Source organism: Geodermatophilus sp. URMC 61 (genome assembly GCF_052931555.1).
Genome location: NZ_JBRFHZ010000002.1, coordinates 1,370,081 through 1,394,982, shown reverse-complemented (window position 1 = coordinate 1,394,982; position 24,902 = coordinate 1,370,081). Strand labels below are relative to the sequence as shown.

Genomic DNA, 24,902 nt, shown 5'->3' with positions numbered 1-24,902 from the left:
GGCCACCGTGCAGGGCCCCGCCGCGAGCCTGCGAGTGGTGGGGGGCACGGTGGTCCCTTCTCAGACGATGTTCAGTTCGGGGCGCGCGTCCGCGCCGGCGAAGCGTGCGGCGCTGAGCCCGGAGACGTCCACGAAGGGCTCCTCGCCGAGGTACAGGTCGCGCACGACCTCGCCCACCGCCGGTCCCATGAGGAAACCGTGCCCCGAGAACCCGGTCGCGTACAGGAAGCCCTCCACCGTGTCGGCACGGCCGATCAGGGCGTTGTGGTCCGGGGTCATCTCGTACAGCCCCGCCCACCCGCCGGCGATGCCCACCTCGGCCAGCGCCGGCGCCCGCCGCTCGATCGCCGCCCCGAGACGCGGCAGCCACGCGTCGGACCGGGAGAGCCCGAAGCCGGGGATCTCCTCGGGGTCGGACATGCCCAGCAGCAGGCCCTCCCCCTCGCGGTGGAAGTAGAAGCTGGTCTCGAAGTCGATGGTGAAGGGCGTTCGCGGGTCGAGGCCCGGAACCGGCTCGGTCACCAGGATCTGCCGCCGCAGCGGGGTGACCGGGAGGTCCACCCCGGCCCAGGAACCGATCTCGGCCGACCAGGCGCCGGCGGCGCAGACGACGGTGTCGGTGCGGATCGTCCCGGCGTCGGTGCGCACACCGGTGACCCGGCCGTCCCGGACGTCGACGCCGGTGGCCGCGCAGTGCGGCAGCAGCGTGGCGCCCGCCCGGCGGGCGGCAGAGGCGTAGCCGAGGACGACGGACTCCGGCGTGCAGTGGCCGTCGGTCGGCGAGTACGCCGCGGCGAGCAGCCCCTCGGGTGAGACCAGCGGCGACAGGCGCCGGGCCTCCTCGACGCCGATCAGGCGGCTCGGGACACCGAGGGCGTTCTGCAGGGCGACGTTGGCCTCGAACGCCGCCAGGGCCTCCGGCGTGCTGAGCAGGAACAGGTAGCCGACCTGGTGGAGGTCGATCTCCTGGCCGAACCGCGCGGGGAAGTCGCGGAACGTCTCCAGGCTCCGCGCCCCGAGCGCGACGTTCACCGGGTCGGAGAACTGCGCCCGGACACCTCCGGCCGCCCGGCACGTCGACCCGCTCCCGAGGGCGTCCCTGTCCAGCAGCACCACGTCGTGGACGCCGGCCCGGGCCAGGGCGTGGGCCGTGCTGAGCCCGATCACGCCGCCGCCGATGACGACGACGGACGCGGAGGACGGCAGGTGGCAACGGGGCGCGGTCATTCCGGTCCTCCGTGAGCGGGAGCGCGGGAGCGTGCTGCCATCGTGGCGGTCGACGCCTGTGCAGCACCATCGATGCTTCGTCGCTCGGTCCGTTCAGCGTCTCCGCATGGACGTCGACCTCGACCTCGTCGAGCTCAGGACGCTCGTCGAGGTCCGCGCCACGGGCAGCATGACCGCGGCGGCGGCAGCCCTGGGGTGCACGACCGGGGCCGTCCAGCAGCAGATGGCCGCCCTGCAGCGATCGGTGCGGGCCGGGCTGTTCACCCAGGTCGGGGACTCCTGGCGCTCGGGGAGTCCGACGGGACCGAGCGGGACCTCCGGGCAGGTGCCGACCTAGCCTGAGGGCGTGTCCGCCCGCCCCCGTCCCCGTCGCTCGACGTACGCGCGCATCCCGGAGCGGGCCTGGCGGGCCATCGCGGGGAACTCCCCGCCGACCGCGCCGATCGGCCTGCGGGCCCAGCCCAGCCGGATGGACGACCTCACCGCGCACGCCGCGCTGGGCCTGGCCCTGCGCATCGGGGCGTCGATGCTGGCCGTCGGGGCCTCCGCGGCCGACGTGACGGCGACGGTGCTGCGCGTGACCGCCGCCTACGGGTTGGCCAACTGCCAGGTCGACGTCACCTTCACGTCGCTGACGGTCAGCTACGACCGGGAGAACGCGGTGCCGCTCACCGCGATGCGGATCGTGCGCACCCAGCGGATGGACTACACCCGCCTGCAGGGGATCAGCGACCTGGCGCGCACGGTCGGCACCGGGAGCCTCGACGTCGAGGAGGCACACCGCCGGCTGGACGGCGTCGTGTCGGCACCTCCCACGTACCGCCGCACCGTGCACGCGCTGGGCTGGGCCGGCGTCGCCGGTTCCGTCGGGTTCCTCCTCGGCGGCGGGTGGGCGGAGGCACTGATCGGGGCGCTGACCACCGCCCTGATCGAGCAGGTCATGCGCGTGCTCAACCGGCGCAGTCTGCCGTCGTTCTTCCAGCAGGCGGCCGGGGCCGCGCTCGCTACGGGCGTCGCCGTCGTGCTCCTCGCCTGGGACGTCGACGTGCGGACCTCACTGGTCGTCGCGGCCGGCATCGTCGTGCTGCTCGCCGGACTGTCCCTGGTCGGTGCCGCCGAGGACGCGATCAGCGGCTTCCCGGTGACCGCCGGGGCCCGGGCCTTCGAGGTGGTGACGTTGACCGTCGGCATCGTCGTGGGCATCGCCGGCGTGCTGGACGTCGCCCAGCGGGCCGGGATCCTGTTGGACGTCGTCGACGCCTCGCCGTCGGCCGTGCCCTTCGCCGTGGGGCTGGCGGCGTCGGCCGGGATCGCCGGGTTCTGGGCGCTGGCCTCCCACGCCCGCCCCCGCGCCGTCGTCCTCGCCACGGGAGCCGGGGCGGTGGCGTGGACGACGTCCTGGGCGGCCGGTGGCGTGGGAGCCGGCCCCGCGGTGGCCAGCGGGGTCGCGGCCGTCGTCCTCGGGTTCTGCGGGGAACTGCTGACCGACCGGCTCCGGATCCCACCGGTGCTCGTCGCGGTCTGCGGGATCGTCCCGCTGCTCCCGGGACTGGCGATCTACCGGGGCCTGTTCGCGATCGTCGTCGAGGGCGACGTCCAGGCCGGGCTCGGCGCCCTGGTCGGAGCCGCGGCGGTCGGGCTCGCCCTGGCCGCCGGCGTGACGCTGGGCGAGTACCTCGGCCGACCGTTCAACGGCGAGCGGGACCGCTTCGACGAGCGCGTCCGCCGTCGGGCCATGACCGCCGATTGAGCTCTGGTGCGGCGCCCGCGGCCGCGTGGGTGTGGCCTGGGTCACACGTCAGTAGAGTCGTTCCCCGCAGCCACCCGAACGCCAGCCGACCCGGGACGGGGAGCGCGATGGTCAACCGAGTGCTGATGTGGGCCGCCGGCAGCCCGAGGCTCCAGCGGCAGGTCACGCAGAACCCGATCGCCCGCCGGGCCGCCCACCGGTTCGTCGCCGGGGAGCGGCTCGACGAGGCGCTCGACGTGGCCACGTCGCTCGCTTCCCGGCGCATCGGCAGCATCCTCGACCTCCTCGGGGAGGGGGTCACCGACCTGTCCGGCGCGACCTCCGCCGTCGCGGAGTACGAGGCCGCCGCGCAGGCGAGCGCCGCGCGCGGGCTGGACGCCGCGATCTCCATCAAGCTCTCCCAGCTCGGCCAGACCGTGGACCGGGCGGCGTGCGTGGCGAACCTGACCGAGATCCTCGACCAGGCCAAGGCCGTGGGCGTCCCGGTCGAGATCGACATGGAGGACAGCAGCCTGGTCCCGGACACGGTGGCCCTGTTCCGGGACGCCGCGACCGCGCACCCGCGGACCCGGCTCGCCGTGCAGGCCGCGCTCCGTCGCACCCCCCTGGACCTGGAGACACTGGCGCCGCTCAAGCCGCGGGTCCGGCTGGTGAAGGGCGCCTACGCCGAACCCCTCGAGCGGGCGCACCAGGGCAAGGCCGAGATCAGGGCACAGTTCAAGTACCTGACCGACTGGCTGTTCGAGCACGGCTCCGACCCCGCGTTCGGCACGCACGACGACGAGCTCATCGCGTACGCGCGGACGGCCGCCGCCAGGGCCGGCAAGGGACCGCAGGAGTACGAGTTCCAGTTCCTCCACGGCATCCGCCGCGACCTCCAGCAGGAACTCGTGGACGACGGTCACCGCGTCCGCGTGTACATCCCGTTCGGTTCCGCTTGGTACCCCTACCTGACGCGCCGGATGGCCGAGCGCCCGGCCAACCTGCTGTTCTTCCTGCGCGCCCTCGTCGGTCGATGAACCGCATGACACCCGGAGCGTGATCCGCGATGCTCGACGCCGTCACCCAGGTCCCCCCGCCGGTCAACGAGCCGGTCCACGACTTCGCACCCGGCAGCGCCGAACGGGCCGCGCTGGAGGACCGGCTGAAGCAGCTCGCCGCCGAGCGGGCCGAGCTGACCATGACCATCGGCGGCGAACAGCGGGCCGGCCGCGGCGAGCCCATCGACGTCGTCCAGCCGCACCGCAAGGACGCCGTCCTCGGCACCATGCACAACGCCACCCCGGCCGACGTCGCCGACGCCGTGGAGGCCGCCCGCGCCGCCGCACCCGCGTGGCAGCGGATGTCCTACGACGACCGCGCCGCGGTCTTCCTCAAGGCCGCCGAGCTCCTCGCCGGGCCGTGGCGGCACACCCTCAACGCGGCCACCATGCTCGGGCAGAGCAAGACCTGCTACCAGGCCGAGATCGACACCCCCTGCGAGCTGGTCGACTTCTGGCGGTTCAACGTCCACTTCGGCCGGCAGATCCTCGAGGAGCAGCCGCAGAGCTCCCCGGGGGTGTGGAACCGCTTCGACCACCGGCCGCTCGAGGGCTTCGTGCTGGCCATCACGCCGTTCAACTTCACCGCCATCGCGGGCAACCTGCCCACCGCGCCGGCGCTGATGGGCAACACGGTGATCTGGAAGCCCTCCCCCACCCAGCAGCTGGCCGCCCACCACACCATGCGGGTGCTGGAGCAGGCCGGCCTGCCGCCCGGGGTGATCAACATGGTCACCGGCGACGGGCGCGCGGTCAGCGAGGTCGCACTCGTCCACCCCGACCTGGCCGGCATCCACTTCACCGGCTCCTCCGCGACGTTCGGGCACCTGTGGCGCACGGTCACCGAGAACCTGACCGGCTACCGGGCCTACCCCCGGCTGGTCGGCGAGACCGGCGGCAAGGACTTCGTCATCGCGCACCCCTCCGCCGACGTCGACGTGCTGCGCACCGCCCTGGTGCGCGGGGCGTTCGAGTTCCAGGGCCAGAAGTGCTCCGCGGCCTCCCGGGCCTACATCCCCCGCTCGGTGTGGACCCGGCTGCGGGATCCGTTCCTCGACGAGGTCGAGGGCATGCCGATGGGCGACGTCACCGACTTCTCCAACTTCCTGGGCGCGGTGATCGACCAGCGCTCCTTCGACCGGCTCACCGGTGTCCTGGACCGGGTCCGCGGCGAGCAGGGCGTGGACATCCTGGCCGGGGGCACCGCCGACGACAGCGAGGGCTTCTTCGTCCGCCCCACCCTGGTCCAGGCCGACAACCCCCAGCATGAGGTGTTCACCACCGAGTACTTCGGCCCGATCCTCGGGGTGTTCGTCTACGACGACGCCGACTACGACCGGGTGGTCCACGAGGCCGCCGACGCCGCCCCCTACGGGCTCACCGGGTCGATCATCGCCCAGGACCGCGCCGCCATCGTCGAGGCCATGGAGGTGCTGCGGTTCTCCGCGGGCAACTTCTACGTCAACGACAAGCCCACCGGCGCCGTCGTCGGCCAGCAGCCCTTCGGCGGCGCCCGGGCCAGCGGCACCAACGACAAGGCCGGCTCCCCGCTGAACCTGCTGCGCTGGGTGTCCCCGCGGTCGATCAAGGAGAGCTTCGTGCCGCCCACCGACTACCGCTACCCGCACATGGGCTGACCCCGCCCCGCCCCGGCCGCCCCCACCGGTGGCCGGGGCGCGAGGGTCAGGGCGCCTCGTTGGGATAGCCCTCCTCGTCCATCCGCCGGATGACCCGGGGGTCGAGCCGCCCCTCCCCCACGGCGGCGTCGACCTCCACGTCGACGACGGCGCCGTGCTCGTGCATCCACCGGTCGGCGCGGTGCTCCGCGGCGACCCCCTGCTCGGTCAGGTGGGCCTCGCCGATGGCCCTGCGCCGGACGGCGTAGGCGACGAGCACGACCGCCCAGGCGAGCAGGCTGAGCAGCAGCTGCGACCGGGTGCTGTCCCGGATGAGCATCTGCACGAGGATGCCGACGATGGCGGCCGCCGTGAGCAGGGTCAGGACCGGGTAGAACCACATCTTCACCCGCAGCCGCTCCGGCGGGATCGTCGGCCGCATCCGCAGCTGGGACAGGGTGATCAGCAGGTAGACGAAGAGGATGATCGCGCCGGAGGAGTTGAGCAGGAACAGGAAGACGGTGTCCGGCGAGACGTAGGCCGCGATGACGCAGAGGAACCCGACGACGCTGGACGCGAGGATCGCCCACGCGGGGACACCTCGGCCGTTGATCGAGAGCATCCGGCCGGGTGCCTCGTGCCGGGCAGCGAGCACGAACAGCATGCGCGAGGCCGTGTAGAGGCCGGAGTTCAGGCAGGACAGGACGGCGGTGAGCACGACCGCGTTCATGATCTCGGCCGCCGCCGGGATGCCCATCTCCTCCATCGCCGCCACGTACGGCGAGTCGCCGAGCTCCGTGGAGTTCCACGGCAGGATGGTGGCCAGCAGGAAGATGGAGCCGACGTAGAAGATCAGGATCCGGAAGACGACCGAGTTCGTCGCCCGCGCGATCCCCCGTTCCGGCTCATCGGACTCCGCGGCGGCGATGGTGGCGATCTCGGCGCCGACCATCGAGAAGACCACGATGACGATGCCCGAGACGAGCGTGCCGACGCCGTTGGGGAACAGGCCGCCGTGCTCGGTGAGGTTCGAGAAGTCGAGGTCACGGCCCGGCCACAGGCCCAGGACGAACAGCGCGCCCAGCGCGATGAACGCCATGATCGCCAGGACCTTGACGCCGGCGAACCAGTACTCGAACTCCCCGTAGGAGGCCACCGAGAACAGGTTGGTCGCCGTCATGAGCACCATCAGGACGAGCGCCATGACCCACAGCGGGACGTCGGGCAGCCAGCGCTGCAGGATCGCCGCCCCGGCCACGGCCTCGAAGCCGACCACGATGACCCAGAAGTACCAGTACAGCCAGCCCACGCTGAAGCCGGCCCAGCCGCCGAGCGACTGCCGCGCGTAGTCGGCGAACGACCCGGTCGAGGGGTTCGCCACCGCCATCTCACCGAGCATCCGCATGACCATGACGATCAGGACGCCGGTGAGGGCGTAGGTCAGGAACGCCGCGGGGCCGACCTCTCCGATGATCGCGCCCGAGCCGACGAACAGGCCGGCGCCGATGACGCCGCCGATCGCGATCATCGTGAGGTGTCGCTGCTTGAGACCCTTGTGGAGGTCGCCGCTCTCGGCGGGGCCGTGTGCCATGTCCGCTCCCTCGTGTCACAACGAGTCGGTGGGGGTCAGGCCTGAGCTCCTAAGGATGATGGTGGGGTCGCCCGGGCTGCGCCACTACAACGACTCCCCACGGTGACGCCGTGCGCGCGGGCACCGCTCGGCGCGCGGGAGGGCCACCGGACACCGCGGCTCCCGTGCCTCGCGGACCCCCACCCTCACCTGCCCGGGTAGCCCGGTCCGACCGCCCCCACGGTGGCGGGCCGGTCGAGCGCGGGAGCGCCCAGGGGCACCCAGCCCTCGACCGCCGTCCCCCGCCCGGGAGCGGTCCGGACCTGCAGCTGTCCCCCGACCGCCGCGATCCGCGACGCCATGTTGCGCAGGCCGCGGCCGTGCACGCCGGAGCCGGCCGGGGCCTCCCATCCCGGGCCCTCGTCGCGGACGCTCAAGTACAGCCGCTCCCGCTCGGTCGACAGCCGCACCCGGACCGGCGCACCCGGCGCGTGCTTGCGGGCGTTGCTCACCGCCTCGAGACAGCAGAAGTAGACGGCGGCCTCGACCTCCGGGGAGAACCGCTGGACCGTCACTCCGGTGCGGTCGACCCGGACGTGCGGGTCCCCCTCGAACTCGGCGCACAGGGCGGCGACCACACCGCGTTCGCCGAGGGGGGGCGCGGACAGGCCCGTGGTGGTACGAGCCAGGACGGTCTCCGCGGTCTGGAGCTGCTCGAGGACCTGGTCCAGCCGGGCGCGTGCCTCCCCCAGCCGTCCGGCCCCGAGCTCCACCTCGGCCAGGCCGAGCGCCATGCTCAGCGACACCAGGTGGTGCTGGACCCCGTCGTGCAGGTCGCGCTCGAGGCGTCGCCGTTCGCTGTCCGCCTCGGCCACCGCCCGGCGACGGGCGTCGGCGATCTCGGCGGCATGGGCGAGCGCCGCCCGCAGCTGGCGCTCCAGGTCGATGCCGACGCGCGCGGCCTCCAGCACGATCCCGAGACTGTTCGCGATCGCCTCCAGCAGGTCCTGTCGCTGGTCGTCCGCCCCGGCGACCGCGGCCCGGTCGATCGCCACCGTCCCGACCTCCTGCCCCCCGTGCAGGCTGGGGACCTCCAGGAACGTCTCGGCCTCCTCCTCTCCCGGCCGGACCCACTGGTAGCTCCGGTCGCGCAGCCCCGGCCGGTGCACGGTCAGCCGGCACGTGGTCGCGCCCAGTCCCCGGCCGACCACCTCCGCGATGCCGGCCAGGTCGGGAACGCCCCGGGTGGTCAGCCGTGGCAGTGCGGCCAGCTCGGCCAGCACGCCGTAGGGCGCCGGCCGGGTGCCGTACAGCAACCGGTCGGCCACTCTCTCGGCCATCAGGAAGACGGGGAGAAAGGCGAGAGCGCACAGCGCGACGGCCACTCCCTCGGCGACGACGGAAGCGGCCCGACTGCTCAGGACCGTGTCGACGACCACGTACAGGCAGCCGATCGACGCCGTGACGAGCACGACGACCAGGCTGCGGCTGAACCACCGCTGCGCCCCGACGGCTCCGGACCGCCGGCCGGCCCACAGCACGGCCACGGCCAGGACCGGCAGGGACAGCCGAGCGGCCCACAGGGACAGCACCACCTGTGGCATCGACGGGAACGACGTCCCCACGCCCACGGCGGTCGGATCGATGACGGGGAGTCCCGGCAGCCCCAGCCACACCAGCACCCCGGTGACGACGGCGAGCGCCGCCTCGACCACCACCGTCCCGACCAGTACACCGAAGAGCAGGCGCGCCGGCGCGCGCAACCGCTCGCTGTTGGCGGCGCGGTACCACCGGCGGGTGCCGACGATCCCGAGGAGCGGCAGCACAAGGCCGACCAGGAGCACGCAGCGGACGGACACCGGGTACACCAGGGCGGCGAGGACGGCGGCCAGCGCGACGCCGGCGGCCGCCACCCCCGCCCACGGCTCGGGACGTCCGGCCGGACGGCCCGGCGGCGTCCGGGCCATGGCGAGCACGTAGGCGACGCAGGTGGCCACCGGCAGGACGAACCGGGGGACGAGATCGACCCGATCGAGCCCGGTGACCGTGGCCAGTGCCTGCGACGCCGCACTCGACTGCAGGTTGAAGGCAGCGGCCGAGGCGGCCAGCGCGATCGCGAGCAGGGACCGGGTGGGGTCGTGGACACCGGAGACCAGCAGGGCGGCTCCGAGGGCGAGGACCAGCACGCTGAGGGCCGTGTCCGGTACCAGCTGGTACAGGGGCTCGGTCCGCGGTGCGCCAGCGAGCAGGCCCAGCGCCCAGTCGTGGCCGTCGGCGGCCTGCGCGGCGAGGCTGCGGGCGAGATCCGGTGAGTGGTGCACCACGGCCGCCACCACCCCGAGGCCGAGCCAGCCGACCGACAGCAGCGCACAGCAGACGAAGGCGACCACCGACACCGCACCGGTGCGTCGCCCCGAGCGCTCGGCGGTCACCGGACCGCGGTCCCCGCCTCGACGCTCCCCACGGCGGGCTCCACCCGGTCGGGCACCCAGGCCCGGACGACGACCGGGGGGTTCCCGTTCCCGGTGACGGTCGAGGGCACCCCGCCGTCCCCGTTCGTCTCGGTGATCAGCAGAGCACCGCCGAGGGCGACCAGGCGGTCGGCGTCGTCGGCGAGCAGCGCCTCGAGACGAGCGGCCCCCACCGGTGGGACGGGGTCCTCGATCACCACGCAGACCCGGCCGGGGGCGGGCTCCAGCCTCAGGGAGAGCTCCGGCCCGGCAGGTCGACCGGCCAGGGCACGGAGCACCGAGGCGGCGAGGTAGTAGAGGCCGGACTCCAGCTCCCACGCCAGGCGGGGCGCCGGGTCCGCCAGGAGCCGGACCGGTCGGGGGAGGTCGGCCGCCACCTCCTGGAGCGCGGCGGCCGGTCCCTGGTCACGGAGCACGGTCGGGTAGACGCCCCGGGCCACGGTGCGGAACCGGTCGAGGAGGTCGTCCAGGCGGACCCGCGAGCGGGCGAGGGCCACCCGGACGGAGGACCCGTCAGCCGGTGCACCGGTCAGGCCCGCACGGGCCTGCTCGAGGTCCGCCCGGAGCAGGACCAGACGGTCCCCCATCACGTGGGTGAGCTCGCCGACCAGCCGCCGCCGCTCCGCCTCCCTCGCGGAGTCGAGCCGTAGCCTGGAGGCGCGCAGCTCCTCGGCCAGGTCCGCCGCCTGCCGCACCCGCTCGCTGAGCTCCGCGTTGAGCGCGACGACCCGCAGCAGCAGCGCAGCGCCGTTGGCGACGTCGTTGAGCAGCCTGCGGTCCGCGGCGGTGATCGCCGTGGGCTTGGTGATCACCAGGGCGGCCCGGAGCGCTCCGCCGTCCAGCACCGGCACGACGTAGTCGGTGTCCGGCTCCACGAGCAGGTCCGCGAGCCGCTGCACGTCGCGTGGGGGTCCGGCGAGGGATCCGGCGTCCGGCGGGTGGTGTGCGGCATCCACCAGCCGGTCGCCGACCGCCAGCCAGATCACGGCGCGGTCCGCACCGGTGCCGACGGCGAGCACCTGGGCCAGTCCGGGTAGCACCTGCTCCAGGGAGCCCGCCTGGATCCGCCGGGCTGCCTCGGCCAACGCCGAGTACGGGCTCACCACGCCGAGCCCGGCGACCCGGGTGACCACGCGCCCGAGGGAGGACCACACCAGGAACAGGGCGATGGTCGCGAGCGCGACTGCGAGGAACGGCAGCATCACCCGGAGCTGACGAGGCGTGATCACCGCGCTGCCCGCGTGGACCACCACCAGGAGGACCGCGGCCACGCCCACGGCGACCAGCAGCGCGCGGAGCACCGCTGCCGTGCTGACCTGGGTCATCCTCACCACCGACCCCTGCTGGCCATGACGGCCAGGACACGCCAACGCTAGGCGGATGTGCCGACCGGGCCAACCCCTGCAGCCAGCGGAAACCGTTCCGCGGCCGCCGGTGCAGGCGGCCTCGTCCCGGGCACCCCCGGGTGCGGCTGGGGCGCTGGCTCACCGTCCCCGTGCCGTCAGGGCGGCGTCCGACCGTGCGGCGACCTCGCTCCGGACGCCAGACGTCACGATCGAGCCGGAATGGGTCTTTGTCCGCACATGCCGGACCGCCGTACGTTGGCCGCGTCACACCGGCAGCGATCCGCCGCGGGAGGAGGGGACGTGGAGAACCGCCACCTGCAGTACTTCGTCGCGGTCGCCGAGACCCGCCACGTCGGCCGGGCCGCCGAGCGGCTGCACATGGCCCAGTCCCCGCTGTCGCAGGCGATCCGCCAGCTGGAGTCACAGCTCGGCGCCACGCTGTTCACCCGGACGACCCGGCGCGTGGAGCTGACACCTGCCGGTGAGGCCTTCCTCCGCGATGCGCGCCGCATCCTCGACGCGGTGCAGGCCGCTCGGACCCGTGCGCACCTGATCGGGAGCGGGAACGCCGGGCTGCTCCGCGTGGGCGCGACCGGGCTCGCCACGCTCCGCCACCTGCCGCAGCTGGCGCGCATCGCCGCGCGGGAGCTGCCCGGCCTCGTGCTGCGGTTCCAGCCCGACCTGCTGATGCCGGCCCAGGAGCTCGCGCAGTGGCTGGACAGCGACGTCGCCGAGGCCGTGAAGCCGGAGCTGGTCCTGGACCCGCAGGACACCGGAGAGGGAACCCGCCGGTCGAGTACGACTTCGTGCTCGAGCGGGACGAGGCGACAGCAGCCGCCTGATGAAGGACCTCCCTGCCCCGCGCCGCTCGTGAGGGGCCCCGTCCTCCCCACCCCTCGCACGCTCGGGGCGGGACCCTGGAGGGGGCCGCACCCATCCGATCCTCGAGGAGCCCCAGCATGCTGTTCCACGTCCGCATGGACGTCGCCATCCCCCGCGACCTGGACCCGGACGAGCGCGCCTGGCTGTTGGCCGCCGAGGAGGCCCGCGCACTGGAGCTGCAGCGCAGCGGCACGTGGGTGCACCTGTGGCGGGTCGTGGGTCGGTACAGCAACATCAGCGTCTTCGACGTCGCCGACGGCGACGAGCTCCACGAGATCCTGTGGAACCTGCCGCTGTTCCCCTTCATGAGCATCGCGGTCACCCCGCTGACCGAGCACCCCTCGGCGCTGTCGGCCAACCCCTGACCCGGGCCGCGCGGCGCCCCGGGTCGGTGGCCGGCTCAGACGATGCGCACCTGCACGTGCACCTCCTGGGGATCGGTGTGGGTCATCGCGACGACCAGGTCGAGGGCCATCTCCTCGATGTCGTCGACGGTGTCGGCCTGGGTCGTACCGACACCCGGGACGTCGATCACCCAGTGGTCGCCCTCGCAGATCGCGGTCGCGGTGTAGCTGGCCATCCGTCCTCCACGGTCAGGTCATCGGCAGGGCGTCGCTGAGACCGGGTCACGGCGGTGCTGCGCCCGGTCAGGGCCCCGTGCGGGGCGCGGGTGTCGCTCCGTGGCCGAGGCGCACGTTGATCTGCTTGGTCTGGGTGAAGCCGGCGATCATGCCCTCGAGGGACACCTCCCGGCCGATGCCGCTCTGCTTGTAGCCGCCGTAGGACTGGCCCACGACCTGTCCCCCGCCCTGGTTGACCTGCACCCAGCCGGCCTCGAGCCGGTGTGCGGTGGTGATGGCGTGGTCGATGTCGGAGCTCCAGACGTAGGCCGCCAGGCCGTAGGCGGTGTCGTTGGCCATGCGGACGACCTCGTCGACGTCGGTCCAGGCGATGGCGACGACCACGGGCCCGAAGATCTCCTCGCGGGCGAGCCGGAAGCTGTTGTCGCCGCCGGAGAACAGCGTCGGGACGTGGAAGAACCCCTCGGCGAGGGGCCCGCTGGTGGGCGGCAGCCCACCCACCTCGACGCGCATGGTGGACAGCCCGTCCTCCAGGTACTCCCGGATGGAGTCGAACTGGGTCTCGTTGATCACGGCGCCGATGTCGCTGGCCTCGTCCAGCGGGTCGCCGACCTTCATCGCGCCCAGCCGCTCGCTCAGCCGGGCGAGGACCTCGTCGTGGACGTCGCGGTGCAGGTACAGCCGCGAGCCGGCGGTGCAGCTCTGGCCCTGCCGGCTGATCCGCGAGGACAGGACCAGGCCCTCGATCAGCTCGTCGGTCACCGCACCGGGGAACACGATCGACGGGTTCTTGCCACCCAGCTCCAGGGACAGGTGGGCCAGCCGCTCCCCCGCCTTGCCGGCGATGCCCCGCCCGACCTCGGTGGAGCCGGTGAAGGAGATCTTGTCGACGCCGGGGTGCTCGACCAGGGCGTTGCCCGCGGCCCGGCCGGTGCCGGTCACCACGTTGAGGACGCCGGGGGGCAGGAACTCCTCGCAGATCTCCGCCATGAGCAGGATCGACAGCGGAGCGTCCTCGGCGGCCTTGAGCACGATGGTGTTCCCGGCGGCCAGGGCGGCCGGGACCTTGAAGCCGGCGATCATCAGCGGCGAGTTCCACGGGAGGATCGCGCCGACCACCCCGAGCGGCTCCTGCCGGGTGTACTGCAGCTGCGACGCCCCGGCCGGCAGCGTGGTGCCCTTCACCTCCCCCGCGACACCGCCGAAGTAGCGGAACAGCTCGGCCAGCAGGCCCGCCTCGGGCCGCGCCTGGGTGCGCAGCGCGTTCCCGGTGTCGGCGGCGGTGAGCCGGGCGAGCTCCTCGGCGCGGCCCTCGAGGGCGTCGGCGATCCGCAGCAGCACCCGCTGGCGCTCCTTGAAGTGCTGGTCGCGCCAGGCGGGGAAGGCCTCCCGTGCGGCGGTGACGGCGCGGTCGACGTCCGTGGCGTTGCCGCGCGGGACGCGGGCGAGGACCTGGCCACGGTGACCCGGGCTGGTGATCTCCCGCCACTCCCCGTCGACGGCCTCGACCCAGTTCCCGCCGATGAGCATCAGCCGGGTGGGAGGGGACGTGCTGTCGGTGGAGGGGCTCAGGACGCTCTGCTCGGACATGGACTTCTCCTGTGCCTGGGTGGGGAGGGGTCGGCCGGCCGGGCCGGGCGTCCCGCTCGTCGGAGGGTGCGTCGCGTCGTCAGCCTGCACCCGACGGGCAGCGGCCCGGAACCCCGACGTCGCGTGCCCGCCCGGATCGGTCCGGCCGGCGCCGTCCGACCGTCGGGGTCACCCGGGTCAGGCGGCCGGTCGGCCTCCGCCGCGCGGCCCGCGACTGTGCGCCTTGGGGACGACGGTGGTCCCGATCGCCCGGACGACGACGACGGGCTCGTCCAACACGTCCGCCCCGGACGGGCTCTCGTCGTACCGGGAGGCGATGACCTTGCGGGCCTCCAACTGCACGGTGCGGCTGGTGGTGCCGATCCGGGTGACGGTCCCGGTGATCTCGAGGAAGTCGCCGGTGTGGACCGGCGCCAGGAACTCGACCTTGTCGTAGCCGACGAACAGACCCTCGTCGCCGTCGGTGATGATGGCGACCTCGGTCACGATGTCGCCGAAGAACTTGAGCACGCGTGCGCCCTCGACGAGGTTGCCCCCGTAGTGGGCCTCCTCCTGGCCGATGCGCACGCGCAGGGTGCTGACGATGGGCTCGGTCATGTCCTTGCTCCTCCAGTGGTCGGTGTGCCGGGTGGTGCGGATCAGGGGGCGGTGGTTAGCGCCGCGTCGACGGCGACTGCCCGGGTCCTGCTGACGATCACGGGGTTGACGTCGATGGCGGTGATGTCGGGAGAGGAGGCGCCCAGCCGGCTGACCGCGCACAGGGCGGGGACGACGCCGTCCCGGTCGAGCGCGCCCCCGCGCGCGCCGGCGATCATCCGGCCGACCCGACTGCGCTCCAGGAAGCCCCTCGCCGTCGGCTCGTCCAGCTCGCCGACGTGGACGTCCACGACGTCGAGGTACTCCGTCCACACGCCGCCGAGGCCCACCAGGCAGGTGGGGCCGAACACGGGGTCGCGGTGGAAGCCGACGAGGACCTCGAGGTCCCCGCGGACCATCTCCGCGATGAGCAGCTCGAGCGGCACCTCGTGCTGCGCCGCCCACCTGAGCATGCGGTCGGCCTCGCAGCGGACGGCGTCGGGGGTCGGCAGGCCGACCGCGACCAGCCCTGCCTCGGTCTTGTGCAGCAGGCCCTCCGCGACGCCCTTGAGGACGACGGGACCGCCCAGCTCGGCGAACGCCTCGACGGCAGCCTCCGCGGTCTCCGCCCGGACGGTGCGTGGCACCGTCAGGCCGAGCTCGGCGAGGGCGGCGAGCACCTCGTCCTCGGTGGACGGCAGCGGCCCGGTCGACAGTGGCGCAGCGAGCTGCAGGGATCCAGCGCCGGCGCCGGGGGCTGACTCCGCACGTCGGCCGAGCGCGGCCAGGGCGCCCAGTGCCGGGCGGGCACCGCGCAGCAGCGGGATCCGCGCCTGCGCGCAGAAGGCGGCGAGCTCCTCCGGCGGGTCCTGGCTGGCCGGGCTGAGGACGACGGGCACGGTGGTCGTGTCCGCGACGGCCTCGTGCAGCGCCTTGGCCAGGAACAGACCCAGGTCCTTCTCGTGGCTGCCGGCGGTCTGCTGCTGGTCGATGCCCACGACGAGCAGGTCGCCGCCTTCGGCGGCGGCGGCCCGCAAGGCCTCCGGGTAGATCACCTCGTACTCGTCGGTGCCCCAGGGGTCGAGCGGGTTGCGCGGGGAGAACAGCGGCCAGCGCTCGGTGAGGGACCGGCGGGCGGGCTCGCTCAGGCGGGGCAGCTCCAGACCGACGTCCGCGGCCACGTCCGCGAGCAGGTTGCCCTCGCCCCCGAGTTCGTGACCAGGTGCGCGCGCCGTCCCGCGATCCGCCGCCGGGTGCCCAGGACCTCGCCGAGGGTGAGCAGCTCGTCGAGGTCGGTGGCGATCACGGCGCCGGCCTGGGCGAGTGCGGCCGCGGCCGTCCGCGCGCCCCCGGCCAGTCGGCCCGAGTGGGCCTGGACGCCCTCCTGGGCCGTGGCCGACCGGCCCACGACGCAGGCGGCGAGCGTCTTGCCCGCCTCGGCCAGCTCCCGGCAGGCGGCCAGCGTCTCCTCCGCGTCGCCGATCGCCTCGACGAAGGCCAGGACGGCGGTCGTCTCGGGATCGGCGGCGAAGAAGCGGAGGTGGTCGGCGAGGGAGAGCACGGCCTCGCTGCCCGAGGAGATCGCGGTGGACAGCGGCACCCGCGGCCCGGCGTTGACGAAGGCCTCCACGATGGCGCCGCTCTGGGCCACCAGGCCCACGCTCCCCCGCCGCAGGTGGGGACCGACGCTGCCGATGTAGGGAGCGGCACCGGTCACCAGGTCCAGCACGCCCATGCAGTTGGGGCCCACCACGGCGAGGTCGTGCTCCTGCCGGAGCCGCTGCAGCCCGAGCACCAGCTCGTGCGCGACGGGCCCGGAGTCGGTGTGGCCGGCGCCGGGGACGACGAAGCTGCGCACACCGGCGGCCAGCCCCTCCTCAATCACCCCAAGCACACGATCGGCGCGGACCTGCACGAGCGCGAGGTCGACCGGCTCGTCGAGGTGGGCCAGGGTCGGCACCGCGGCCACGCCGGTCACCTCACGGTGCTTGGGCGTGACGGCGACGAGGCGACCCGCGTAGCCCAGCGCCCGGCTGTTCTCGAGCGCGACGCGGCCGACGAAGCGAGACGGCGACGCGCCGACGACTGCGAGGGAACGGGGCCTGTACCGCACGTCGATGGACACGGGATGAGGATCCGGGCCCTGGGGAGTCCGCGGAGAGGACAGAGTGTCGGGATCCGCCCGGCTCCCCGGACACCGTGCCGCGCCGGACGCCGCCCCGCCCCCGCAGGATCGGCACATGTCCGATCTGCCTTCCTCGGTCCGCGCCCTGCTCGCCGACGCCTCGGGGCCGGAGTCCCGCCTGGAGCTCCGCTCGCTGCCCACTGCCGACCTGGGCGACGGGGACGTCGTCGTCGCCGTCTCGTGGTCGAGCGTCAACTACAAGGACGGCCTCGCCTCCCGCAAGGACGGCAAGGTCGCCCGCATCGACCCGCTCGTGCCCGGCATCGACCTGGCCGGCACGGTCGTCGACCCGGGGAGCTCCGCCCTCGCCACGGGACAGCGCGTACTGGTCCACGGGTACGACCTCGGCGTCGCCCACCACGGCGGATACGCGGAGTACGCCCGCGTGCCCGCCGACTGGGTGGTCCCGCTGCCGGACGGCCTGAGCGAGCGCCAGGCGATGACCCTGGGCACCGCGGGCTTCACCGCGGCGCTGAGCGTCGTCGCCCTCGAGGAGCACGGCCTGACCCCCGGTGCCGGGCCGGTCCTGGTCACCGGGGCCAGCGGCGGGGTCGGCAGCGTGGCGGTGTCCGTTCTCGCCGGGCGCGGGTACGAGGTCACCGCGGTCACGGGGAAGGCGGAGGCGGCGGACTGGCTGCGTTCGCTCGGGGCGGCCGACGTCGTCGACCGGTCCGCGCTGGACGTCTCGCGTCCCCTGCAGCGGGAGACGTGGGCCGGTGCCGTCGACTGCGTCGGCGGGGAGACGCTCGCCGCCGTCCTGGCCTCCCTGCGCTACGGCGCGGCCGTGGCCGCCTCGGGCAACACCGGCGGCGTCGCCGTCCCCACCACGGTCTTCCCGTTCATCCTGCGTGGCGTGAACCTGCTCGGCATCGACTCGGTCCGGTGCCCGATCGAGCGCCGCCGCGCGGTCTGGGCGCGACTGGCCGCCGACCTGCGCCCTGCGTCGCTCGAGGACCTGGCCACCGACGAGGTGCCGCTGGAGGAGGTCCCGGGGGCACTCGCGCGGATCCTGGACGGCGGGGCGCGCGGACGCACCCTGGTGCGGGTCTCCTGAGCGCACCCTGTGGGAGCCGGGCCGGGTCTGCTCCGGGTTGACGGTCCCTAGGCTCGTAGCCCACCGCCGCCGTGCCGGGGGCTTCCCGGCACCGTCCGAGGAGCTCGCCTGTGGCCGGCATGACCGTCCGCGACGCACTGGCCGTGCCGGCCCTGCGCGGCGCCGGCCCGGTCGTGCTCGCCGGCGCCGCGGGGCTGGGCCGCCAGGTGCGCTGGGTGCACACCACCGAGCTCGTCGACATCGCTCCCCTGCTGCGCGGCGGCGACCTGGTGCTCAGCACGGGGATCGCCCTGCCGGACAGCGCCGACGACCTGGCGGCCTTCGCCGAGAGCCTGGACCGCAGCGACGCGGCCGGCCTGGTGATCGAGCTGGGACGGCGGTGGGCGGAGGTCCCGGCGGCGCTGGCGGCTGCCTGCGAGCGGCTGTCGCTGCCGCTGGTCGCGCTCGGCCGGGAGGTCCGGTTCGCGACCGTGGCCCAGGCCGTGGGCGAGCGGATCGTCGACTCCCAGCTCGAGGAGCTGCGCGAGGCGCAACGCGTCCACGAGGTCTTCACCGAGCTCAGCATCGCCGAGGCCGGCCCGGCCGAGATCCTGGAGTCGGTGCAGCGCCTGGCCGGCGCCACGGTCGTGCTCGAGGACGAGCAGCACCGGATCGTCGACTTCCGCTCGGGCCCGGGCGACGCCGCGGGTTTCCTCGCCGACTGGCCCGCCCGCTCACGGGTCGTCGTCCTGGACGGGCGCACCACGTGGGACGAGGCCAACGGCTGGCTGGTGACCCGCGTGGGCAAACGGGACCGCGGCTGGGGCCGTCTCGTCATCGAGTCCCCCGGCCGGCCCGCGCAGCGCCTCGTGGCGACCGCCGAGCGGGCTGCTGCGGCACTGGCCCTGCACCGGCTGCACGACCGGCAGCGCGACAGCCTGGTCCGGCGCACCCACCACGAACTGCTCGTCGGGCTGCTCGCCGACCCCAGCGCGCCGGACGTGCTGCAGCGCTGCGAACTCGCCGGGATGCCCCTGACCCGGCGGCAGCTCGTCGGCCTCGCCCTGCGCTCCCCGGTCGTGTCGGACGAGACCGGCCGGCGCGCCGGGCAGCTGGACGCCGCGGTGGCCGCGGTGGTGCACGCCGTGCACGAGATGCGGGTGCCCGCACTCGTCTGCGAGATCGACGGTGCCGTGCGGGCCCTGCTCTCCTTCAGCCCCTCGGCCGACAGCACCCGGGCGACGGAGGAACTCGCCGGTCGCGTGCACCGGCGGGTCCGCGTCGTCGCCGGCGCGGGCCGTGCCGTGGACCGGGTGGGCGACGTCGGGCGGACCCTGCGCGAGTCGCTGCACGTGGTCGACGCGGTGCGACCAGGCGCGCGGGAGCGCACCGTGCACCGGCTCGAGGACGTGCACCTGCGTGGCCTGCTGACCATGCTGGCCGACGACGACCGGTTGCGGCTGTTCACCGCACGGGAGCTCGACGCGCTGAGGGAGCACGACGCCCGCACGCAGACCGGCCTGCTGGACACGGTGCGCGCGCTGGTCCGCCACCCGGGCAGCAAGTCCGACGCAGCCGCCGAGCTGCACGTGTCGCGGTCGGCCTTCTACGACCGGCTCGCCAGGGTGGAGCAGGTGCTCGGCGTCGACCTGGACGATCCGGACATCCTCGTGTCCCTCCACGTCGCCGTCCTCGCCGACGAGGTGTTCGGCGGGGGAACCGGGTGAGGGGTCGGTCGGCCGGCGGCTCCCCGTGCCGGTCCGCGCCACGGGCGCACCCGCCGGCCGGGTGCGCCCGTGGGGGACGCGGGGTCGGTTCAGGCGGTCATGACGCGCGAGTGGTGATGCTCCTCCCCCTCGGCCGGGCTGGTGAAGATGACGTCGTGCCAGTCCTTGCGCGGCTGCGGGGACAGCGCCGACATGACGTGCTTGACCTGGGTGTACTCGTCGAACGAGTAGGTGGACATGTCCTTGCCGAAGCCCGAGGCCTTGTACCCGCCGTGCGGCATCTCGCTGATGATCGGGATGTGGTCGTTGATCCACACGCAGCCGGCGGCGATCCCGGCGGAGGCCCGCTGGGCACGGAAGACGTCGCTGGTCCACGCCGAGGCGGCCAGCCCGTAGGGGGTGTCGTTGGCGAGCGCCAGACCCTCGTCGTCGCCGTCGAAGGGCAGGGCGACCAGGACGGGGCCGAAGACCTCGTCCTGGACGATTTCGGAGTCCTGCGCCGCGTCGACCACGAGGGTCGGCTCGTAGTAGGCACCGGCCGCCAGGGCGCCGGTGCCGGGACGCCCGCCGGTGACGACCTTGGCCCCGGCTTCGCGGGCGCGGTCGACCATGCCGGCGACGTTGTCGCGGTGATTGAGGGAGATCAGTGACCCGAGGTCGGTGGCGGGGTCGTCGACGGGACCGACCACGACGGAGGACATGAGCTCGGCGACGCGGCTGACGAAGGCGTCGTAGAGGGGGCGCTGCACGTAGGCGCGGGTCGCCGCGGTGCAGTCCTGGCCCGCGTTGATCAGCGATCCGGCGACCGCGCCCCGGGCGGCCGCCTCGAGGTCGGCGTCGTCGAACACGACGAAGGGGGCCTTGCCGCCGAGCTCCAGGTGCACCCGCTTGACCAGGCCGGCGGCCAGCGAGCCGACCCGGCTGCCCGCTCTGGTCGAGCCGGTGAAGGAGACCATGCTGACGTCGCGGTGGGTCACCAGCGCCTCGCCGACGACCGAGCCGCGCCCGGTGAGGACGTTGACGACGCCGTCGGGGATGCCGGCGCGCTGCGCCGCCTCGGCGAAGGCGACCGAGGTCGTGGGGGTGAGCTCGGCGGGCTTGAGCACGATCGTGTTCCCGGCGGCGATGGCGGGCAGGATCTTCCAGGCCGCCATCTGGAGGGGGTAGTTCCACGGGGCGATCGAGCCGACCACCCCGATCGGCTCGCGGCGGATCGTCGAGGTGTGCTCGCCGGAGTACTCGGCACTGGCCTTGCCCTCGAGGTTGCGAGCGGCGCCGGCGAAGAAGGAGACGTTGTCGACGGTGCCGGGGACGTCGAAGCCCTGGGTGAGCCGGATCGGCTTGCCGGCCTGGCGGCTCTCGGCGGTGGCGAGCTCACCGGCGACGGCGTCGAGCTCGGCGGCCAGCCGGTGCATCGCCGTCGAGCGCTCCGCGGGCGTCGCGCCCGCCCAGCCGGGGAACGCGGCCTTGGCGGCGGCGACGGCGGCGTCGACGTCGTCGACCGAGGCGAGCGTGTCGGTGGCGACGACCTCGCCGTTGGAGGGGTTGGTGACCGTCAGCGGGTCGGACGAGCGACCGTGGCGGCGTCGGCCGTTGATGAACTGCTGGCCGGTGTCGTCGATGGCGGTGGACATGCTGCTCCTCGGGGATGGGTTGGGTGCGGGTGTCGCTCGGGACGACGGCGTCCACGCGGTCAGTCGCGGACGGTGCTCCAGACGTCGCCCACGGTCAGACCCGTGGGGAACGGGTCGTCGGGCTGCAGGACGTGCCGCGCGTAGCCGGTGATCCACGCCCGGCCCTGGATCGAGGGCACCACGGCGTCCTGGCCGCCCACGGTGGTGCGCTCGTGCAGCAGGCCGCGGAACGTCGTGCCGAGCACGCCCTGGTGCACGAACGGGGCACCGAGGTCGAGCTCGCCGCGGGCGTGGAGCGAAGCCATCCGGGCGCACGTGCCGGTTCCGCAGGGTGAGCGGTCCAGGGTCCCGCGCCACGACGCCGGGTCGCCGAGGGTGATCCGGCCGGCCGGCAGGACGACGCTGTTGCGCCCCGAGACGCCGGCCGAGTCGCCGGGGCCGTGCAGCATGACCAGGGCGATCTCGGCGACGTCCGGCTTCTCGGGGTGCGCGACCGGCACCTGCTCGCGGGCCGCCGCGAGCAGCGCCGTGCCGGCGCGGGCGATCGCGGGGGCGTGCTCGGGGCCGAGTGCGACCCCCATGTCGGCCGCCCGTGCCTGCACGTAGAACTGGCCGCCGAAGGCGATGTCGGCGGCGATGGTGCCGTACTCGGGGACGACGATCGGGGAGTCCAGCGCCACGGCGAACGACGGCACGTTGCGCACCCGGACCCAGCGCACCCGGCCGCCCTCCACCCGAGCGGTGGCCTCCACCGGGCCGACCGCGGTGTCGATGCGGACCACCGTCTCCGGCTCGGTCGCAGGCAGGCTGCCCGTCTCGAGCAGGGCCGTGACGGCGCACATCGTGTTGCTCCCCGACATGGGCCGGAAACCGCCCTGCTCGAGGACGATGATCCCCACGTCGGCACCCGGGTCGAGCGGCGGGAGCACGAGGACGCCGCACATCGAGGGGTGCCCGCGCGGCTCGCGCAGCAGCAGTCGGCGCAGCCAGTCCAGCTCCGTCACGCACCAGCGCATCCGCTCGGGCCACGTCGTGCCGCGCACGAGCAGGTGGGCGCCGAGCAGGATCCGCCCGGGCTCACCCTCGGCGTGCACGTCGATCGACGTGATGCTCGTCGTACCGGTGGCGGACGGGGTGCCGGTGGAGGACGGGGTCGCCATGTCGCGCCTTCCTGTCCGGAGCTGAGGTCCGTGCCCCGGATCGGAACGGGGCTTGACGAACCGCGTGACAGCCCTCACTCTTTCGAGCTATCGACAGATTGTCAAACAATCTGCGCTCCGGGCCGCGCCTCGCCGCGGTTCCGCGTCCCGGGAAGACCCCACCTGCACACCGAGAGGCACATCGTGACCACCACCGACCTCACCGGCATCCTCGTCGCACTCGTCACCCCCTTCACCGCCGATGGCAGCGAGATCGACGCCACCGCCCTGGACGTTCACGTCGACCGGCTGATCCGGGAGGGCGCGCACGGCCTCGTCCCCGGGGGGAGCACGGGGGAGTTCACCACCCTGAGCCTGGACGAGCGGAAGCAGCTGACCGAGCTGGTCGTCAAGTCCGCCGGGGGTCGGGTGCCCGTGGTGGCCGGTACCGGCGCTCTGTCGACCGCCGATGCGGTCGAGCTGGCCGCCCACGCCGCCCAGGCCGGCGCCTCGGCGCTGATGGTGGTGCCGCCGTTCTACGACGCGATCGAGCTGTCCACCTTCAAGGAGCTGTTGCGCGAGATCCACGCCGCCTCGCAGCTGCCGATCATGTTCTACAACATCCCGTCGGCCACCGGGCTCAACCTGAGCCCGGCGGAGATCGCCTCGCTGGCCGAGGTCGAGGGCGTGCGCTACCTCAAGGACACCTCCGGCGACGCCGTCGGGCTCACCGAGCTCCTGCAGCTGCACACGGACCGGATCACGGCGTTCAACGGCTGGGACACCCTGACCTTCTACGGCCTCGCCGCCGGCGCCAAGGGCTCCGTGTGGGGTGCGACCAACGTCATTCCCGAGCTGTCCCGGCAGCTGTGGGACGCCCTCGCCGTCGACGGCGACCTGGTCCGCGCCCGAGAGCTGTGGGCCAAGATCTACCCAATCTGCCGGCTGCTCGAGGCGCACAACTACGCCGCCGCGGTGAAGACCGGCATGCAGCTGCGCGGGTACGCGACCGGCCCGGTGCGCAAGCCCTTCGCGCTGCTCGACGGGGAGGCCCGGGCCGAGTTCGCCCGGCTGCTGCGCGCCGCGGGCGTCGAGGTCGTCGACTGACGCCGCGCGCACGGTCCCACGCCGGAGGGAGAGAGAGCGGTGAAGATCGTGGTGGTCGGCGGCGGCATCGTCGGACTGGCGAGCGCCTACGAGCTGGTCCGCGACGGCCACGACGTGACCGTCCTGGACGCCGGTGCCCTGGGCGCGGGGGCATCGCACGGCAACGCGGCCAAGATCACGATGGCCGAGGCGACGCCGGTACCGGCGCCGGGGATGGTGCTCCAGGGCCTGAAGTGGATGCTCAAGGCCGACAGTCCGCTCTTCGTCCGGCCGTCGCTGTCCCCGACCTTCCTGCGGTTCATGGTCACGATGGCGCGCCACTGCAACGAGGGCGACTTCCGTCGTTCCCTCCAGGTCCACCTGGAGATGGCCTCGACCTGCGTCGACGTCCTCGACGAGTGGGCCGACGACGGCCTGTGGTTCGAGATGCACCGCAGGGGCGTGCTGCTGGTGTTCGAGAACCGGGAGAGCTTCGCGCACCGGGTGGCGCTCAACGACGCGTTCGCTCCGTTCGGGATGGTGCCCGACCTGCTCGACGCGGACGCGCTGCACGACCGTGAGCCGTGCCTCTCGGACCGGGCGCGCCACGCCCTGTTCTTCCCCGACGACCGGCAGGTGGAGCCGGACTCGCTCACCGGGGCGCTGGCCAAGCGCCTGCGCGAGCTCGGCGCCGAGCTGCGCGAGCACACCCGCGTGCTGGACTTCGAGCAGACCGGTGACCGCGCCACGGCCGTGGTCACCGACGCCGGCCGGGTCGAGTGCGACCAGGTCGTCCTCGCCACCGGCGTGTGGACCGGCGCGCTCGCCGCGAAGCTGGGTCCTGCGCTGCCCATCGGTCCGGGCAAGGGGTACAGCGTCGACTACTCCCCCTCCCCCGTGCGGCTGAACACGCCGCTCACCTTCGAGGACGCGCACGTCGCCGTCACGCCCCTGAACGGGCGGCTGCGACTGGCCGGCACGATGGAGTTCGCCGGGTTCGACACCGGCGTCAACGCGCGCCGGGTCGCGGCCGTGGAGCGGGCGGCCGCCCTCGGGTTCCGCGACTGGGACGAGGACACCCCGCACGCCGAGCCGTGGGCGGGCCTGCGCCCGATGACGGCCGACGGGCTGCCGATCGTCGGGCGGCTGCGCCCGGAGGGCAACGTCCTGGTGGCCTCCGGGCACGGCATGCTCGGCCTCACGCTGGCACCGAGCACGGCCAAGTCCGTGCGCGACCTCGCTCGGGACGTCGAGGCGGGCCGCCCGAGCCCGCTCACGCCCTACGGACCCGAGCGCTTCGTGCGGTCGTCCCGCAGGAGGGCCCGCCGGGCAGGAGCCCCCTCCCGCAGCTGACGCAGGCCCCACCAGGTCGACGTCGGGCACGTCGGTCGGCAGGCCATCAGCACCCGTGTCGCCGCCACCCCGGCGCACAGCCCACCCATGCCTCGG

The 24,902-nt window shown here is 73.9% G+C and carries 20 protein-coding genes and 1 pseudogene; 10 read left to right on the top strand and 11 right to left on the bottom strand.

The genetic code is table 11. The features are described from left to right. Positions 1–60 precede the first annotated feature (60 nt). On the bottom strand, positions 61–1,227 hold the full coding sequence (locus ACU610_RS06480; RefSeq protein WP_446766889.1) for an NAD(P)/FAD-dependent oxidoreductase: 1,167 nt from the start codon (positions 1,225–1,227) through the stop codon (positions 61–63). Positions 1,228–1,333: 106 nt separating this feature from the next. Between ACU610_RS06480 and ACU610_RS06475 the strand changes: the two genes are divergently transcribed. From ACU610_RS06475 to pruA, 4 genes are all read left to right on the top strand, one after another. Further along, positions 1,334–1,564 (top strand): helix-turn-helix domain-containing protein, encoded by a 231-nt coding sequence (locus ACU610_RS06475; RefSeq protein ID WP_446766888.1) that lies wholly within the window; start codon positions 1,334–1,336, stop codon positions 1,562–1,564. A gap of 9 nt (positions 1,565–1,573) precedes the next feature. Then, a complete protein-coding gene (locus ACU610_RS06470; protein WP_446766887.1) occupies positions 1,574–2,977 on the top strand; it encodes a threonine/serine ThrE exporter family protein in 1,404 nt (467 codons plus the stop codon). 107 nt (positions 2,978–3,084) lie between these two features. Then, on the top strand, positions 3,085–3,996 hold the full coding sequence (locus ACU610_RS06465) for a proline dehydrogenase family protein (protein ID WP_446766886.1): 912 nt from the start codon (positions 3,085–3,087) through the stop codon (positions 3,994–3,996). 29 nt (positions 3,997–4,025) lie between these two features. Next, a complete protein-coding gene (gene pruA, locus ACU610_RS06460) occupies positions 4,026–5,654 on the top strand; it encodes an L-glutamate gamma-semialdehyde dehydrogenase (protein WP_446766885.1) in 1,629 nt (542 codons plus the stop codon). A gap of 46 nt (positions 5,655–5,700) precedes the next feature. Here pruA and ACU610_RS06455 read toward each other — a convergent pair whose 3' ends face one another. The 3 genes from ACU610_RS06455 to ACU610_RS06445 form a co-directional block, all read right to left on the bottom strand. Next, complete coding sequence (locus tag ACU610_RS06455) at positions 5,701–7,224, bottom strand: amino acid permease (RefSeq protein WP_446766884.1); 1,524 nt, start codon at positions 7,222–7,224, stop codon at positions 5,701–5,703. A gap of 185 nt (positions 7,225–7,409) precedes the next feature. Beyond that, on the bottom strand, positions 7,410–9,635 hold the full coding sequence (locus tag ACU610_RS06450) for a sensor histidine kinase (protein ID WP_446766883.1): 2,226 nt from the start codon (positions 9,633–9,635) through the stop codon (positions 7,410–7,412). After that, positions 9,632–10,999, bottom strand: a complete 1,368-nt coding sequence (locus tag ACU610_RS06445) for a hypothetical protein (RefSeq protein WP_446766882.1) — start codon at positions 10,997–10,999, stop codon at positions 9,632–9,634. Before ACU610_RS06445 ends, ACU610_RS06450 begins: the two co-directional genes overlap by 4 nt. A gap of 240 nt (positions 11,000–11,239) precedes the next feature. On the opposite strand from ACU610_RS06445, the pseudogene ACU610_RS06440 reads away from it, so the two are divergent. Further along, positions 11,240–11,494: pseudogene (locus tag ACU610_RS06440) on the top strand (helix-turn-helix domain-containing protein); the annotation flags it as partial. A gap of 485 nt (positions 11,495–11,979) precedes the next feature. Continuing rightward, complete coding sequence (gene catC, locus ACU610_RS06435; RefSeq protein WP_446766881.1) at positions 11,980–12,267, top strand: muconolactone Delta-isomerase; 288 nt, start codon at positions 11,980–11,982, stop codon at positions 12,265–12,267. Positions 12,268–12,302: 35 nt separating this feature from the next. Here catC and ACU610_RS06430 read toward each other — a convergent pair whose 3' ends face one another. The 5 genes from ACU610_RS06430 to ACU610_RS06410 form a co-directional block, all read right to left on the bottom strand. Continuing rightward, positions 12,303–12,482: a hypothetical protein gene (locus ACU610_RS06430; RefSeq protein WP_446766880.1), complete on the bottom strand. Its 180-nt coding sequence runs from the start codon at positions 12,480–12,482 to the stop codon at positions 12,303–12,305. A gap of 67 nt (positions 12,483–12,549) precedes the next feature. After that, a complete protein-coding gene (locus ACU610_RS06425; protein ID WP_446766879.1) occupies positions 12,550–14,073 on the bottom strand; it encodes an aldehyde dehydrogenase family protein in 1,524 nt (507 codons plus the stop codon). A 177-nt stretch (positions 14,074–14,250) separates the two neighbouring features. Further along, positions 14,251–14,670 carry a 3-aminobutyryl-CoA ammonia lyase gene (gene kal, locus ACU610_RS06420; protein WP_446766878.1) on the bottom strand — a complete coding sequence of 140 codons (420 nt, stop codon included), beginning with the start codon at positions 14,668–14,670 and terminating at the stop codon, positions 14,251–14,253. A gap of 41 nt (positions 14,671–14,711) precedes the next feature. Further along, positions 14,712–15,830, bottom strand: coding sequence for an acetate--CoA ligase family protein (locus ACU610_RS06415; RefSeq protein WP_446766877.1), 1,119 nt, complete (start codon positions 15,828–15,830; stop codon positions 14,712–14,714). After that, entirely contained in the window at positions 15,794–16,774 is a 981-nt protein-coding gene (locus ACU610_RS06410) for a CoA-binding protein (protein WP_446766876.1), read from the bottom strand. The genes ACU610_RS06415 and ACU610_RS06410 overlap by 37 nt, the downstream gene beginning before the upstream one ends. Before the next feature lie 115 nt (positions 16,775–16,889). On the opposite strand from ACU610_RS06410, the gene ACU610_RS06405 reads away from it, so the two are divergent. Then, on the top strand, positions 16,890–17,888 hold the full coding sequence (locus tag ACU610_RS06405; RefSeq protein WP_446766875.1) for an acrylyl-CoA reductase family protein: 999 nt from the start codon (positions 16,890–16,892) through the stop codon (positions 17,886–17,888). A gap of 119 nt (positions 17,889–18,007) precedes the next feature. Then, a complete protein-coding gene (locus ACU610_RS06400; RefSeq protein ID WP_446770696.1) occupies positions 18,008–19,594 on the top strand; it encodes a PucR family transcriptional regulator in 1,587 nt (528 codons plus the stop codon). A gap of 89 nt (positions 19,595–19,683) precedes the next feature. Here the strand turns inward: ACU610_RS06400 and ACU610_RS06395 are convergent, their stop codons facing one another. After that, positions 19,684–21,228: a gamma-aminobutyraldehyde dehydrogenase gene (locus tag ACU610_RS06395; RefSeq protein WP_446766874.1), complete on the bottom strand. Its 1,545-nt coding sequence runs from the start codon at positions 21,226–21,228 to the stop codon at positions 19,684–19,686. 59 nt (positions 21,229–21,287) lie between these two features. Beyond that, positions 21,288–22,388, bottom strand: a complete 1,101-nt coding sequence (locus tag ACU610_RS06390; protein WP_446766873.1) for a proline racemase family protein — start codon at positions 22,386–22,388, stop codon at positions 21,288–21,290. Between the two features lie 183 nt (positions 22,389–22,571). Between ACU610_RS06390 and ACU610_RS06385 the strand changes: the two genes are divergently transcribed. Next, complete coding sequence (locus tag ACU610_RS06385; protein WP_446766872.1) at positions 22,572–23,474, top strand: dihydrodipicolinate synthase family protein; 903 nt, start codon at positions 22,572–22,574, stop codon at positions 23,472–23,474. A gap of 39 nt (positions 23,475–23,513) precedes the next feature. Then, entirely contained in the window at positions 23,514–24,806 is a 1,293-nt protein-coding gene (locus ACU610_RS06380; RefSeq protein ID WP_446766871.1) for an NAD(P)/FAD-dependent oxidoreductase, read from the top strand. The last annotated feature ends 96 nt before the right edge of the window (positions 24,807–24,902 follow it).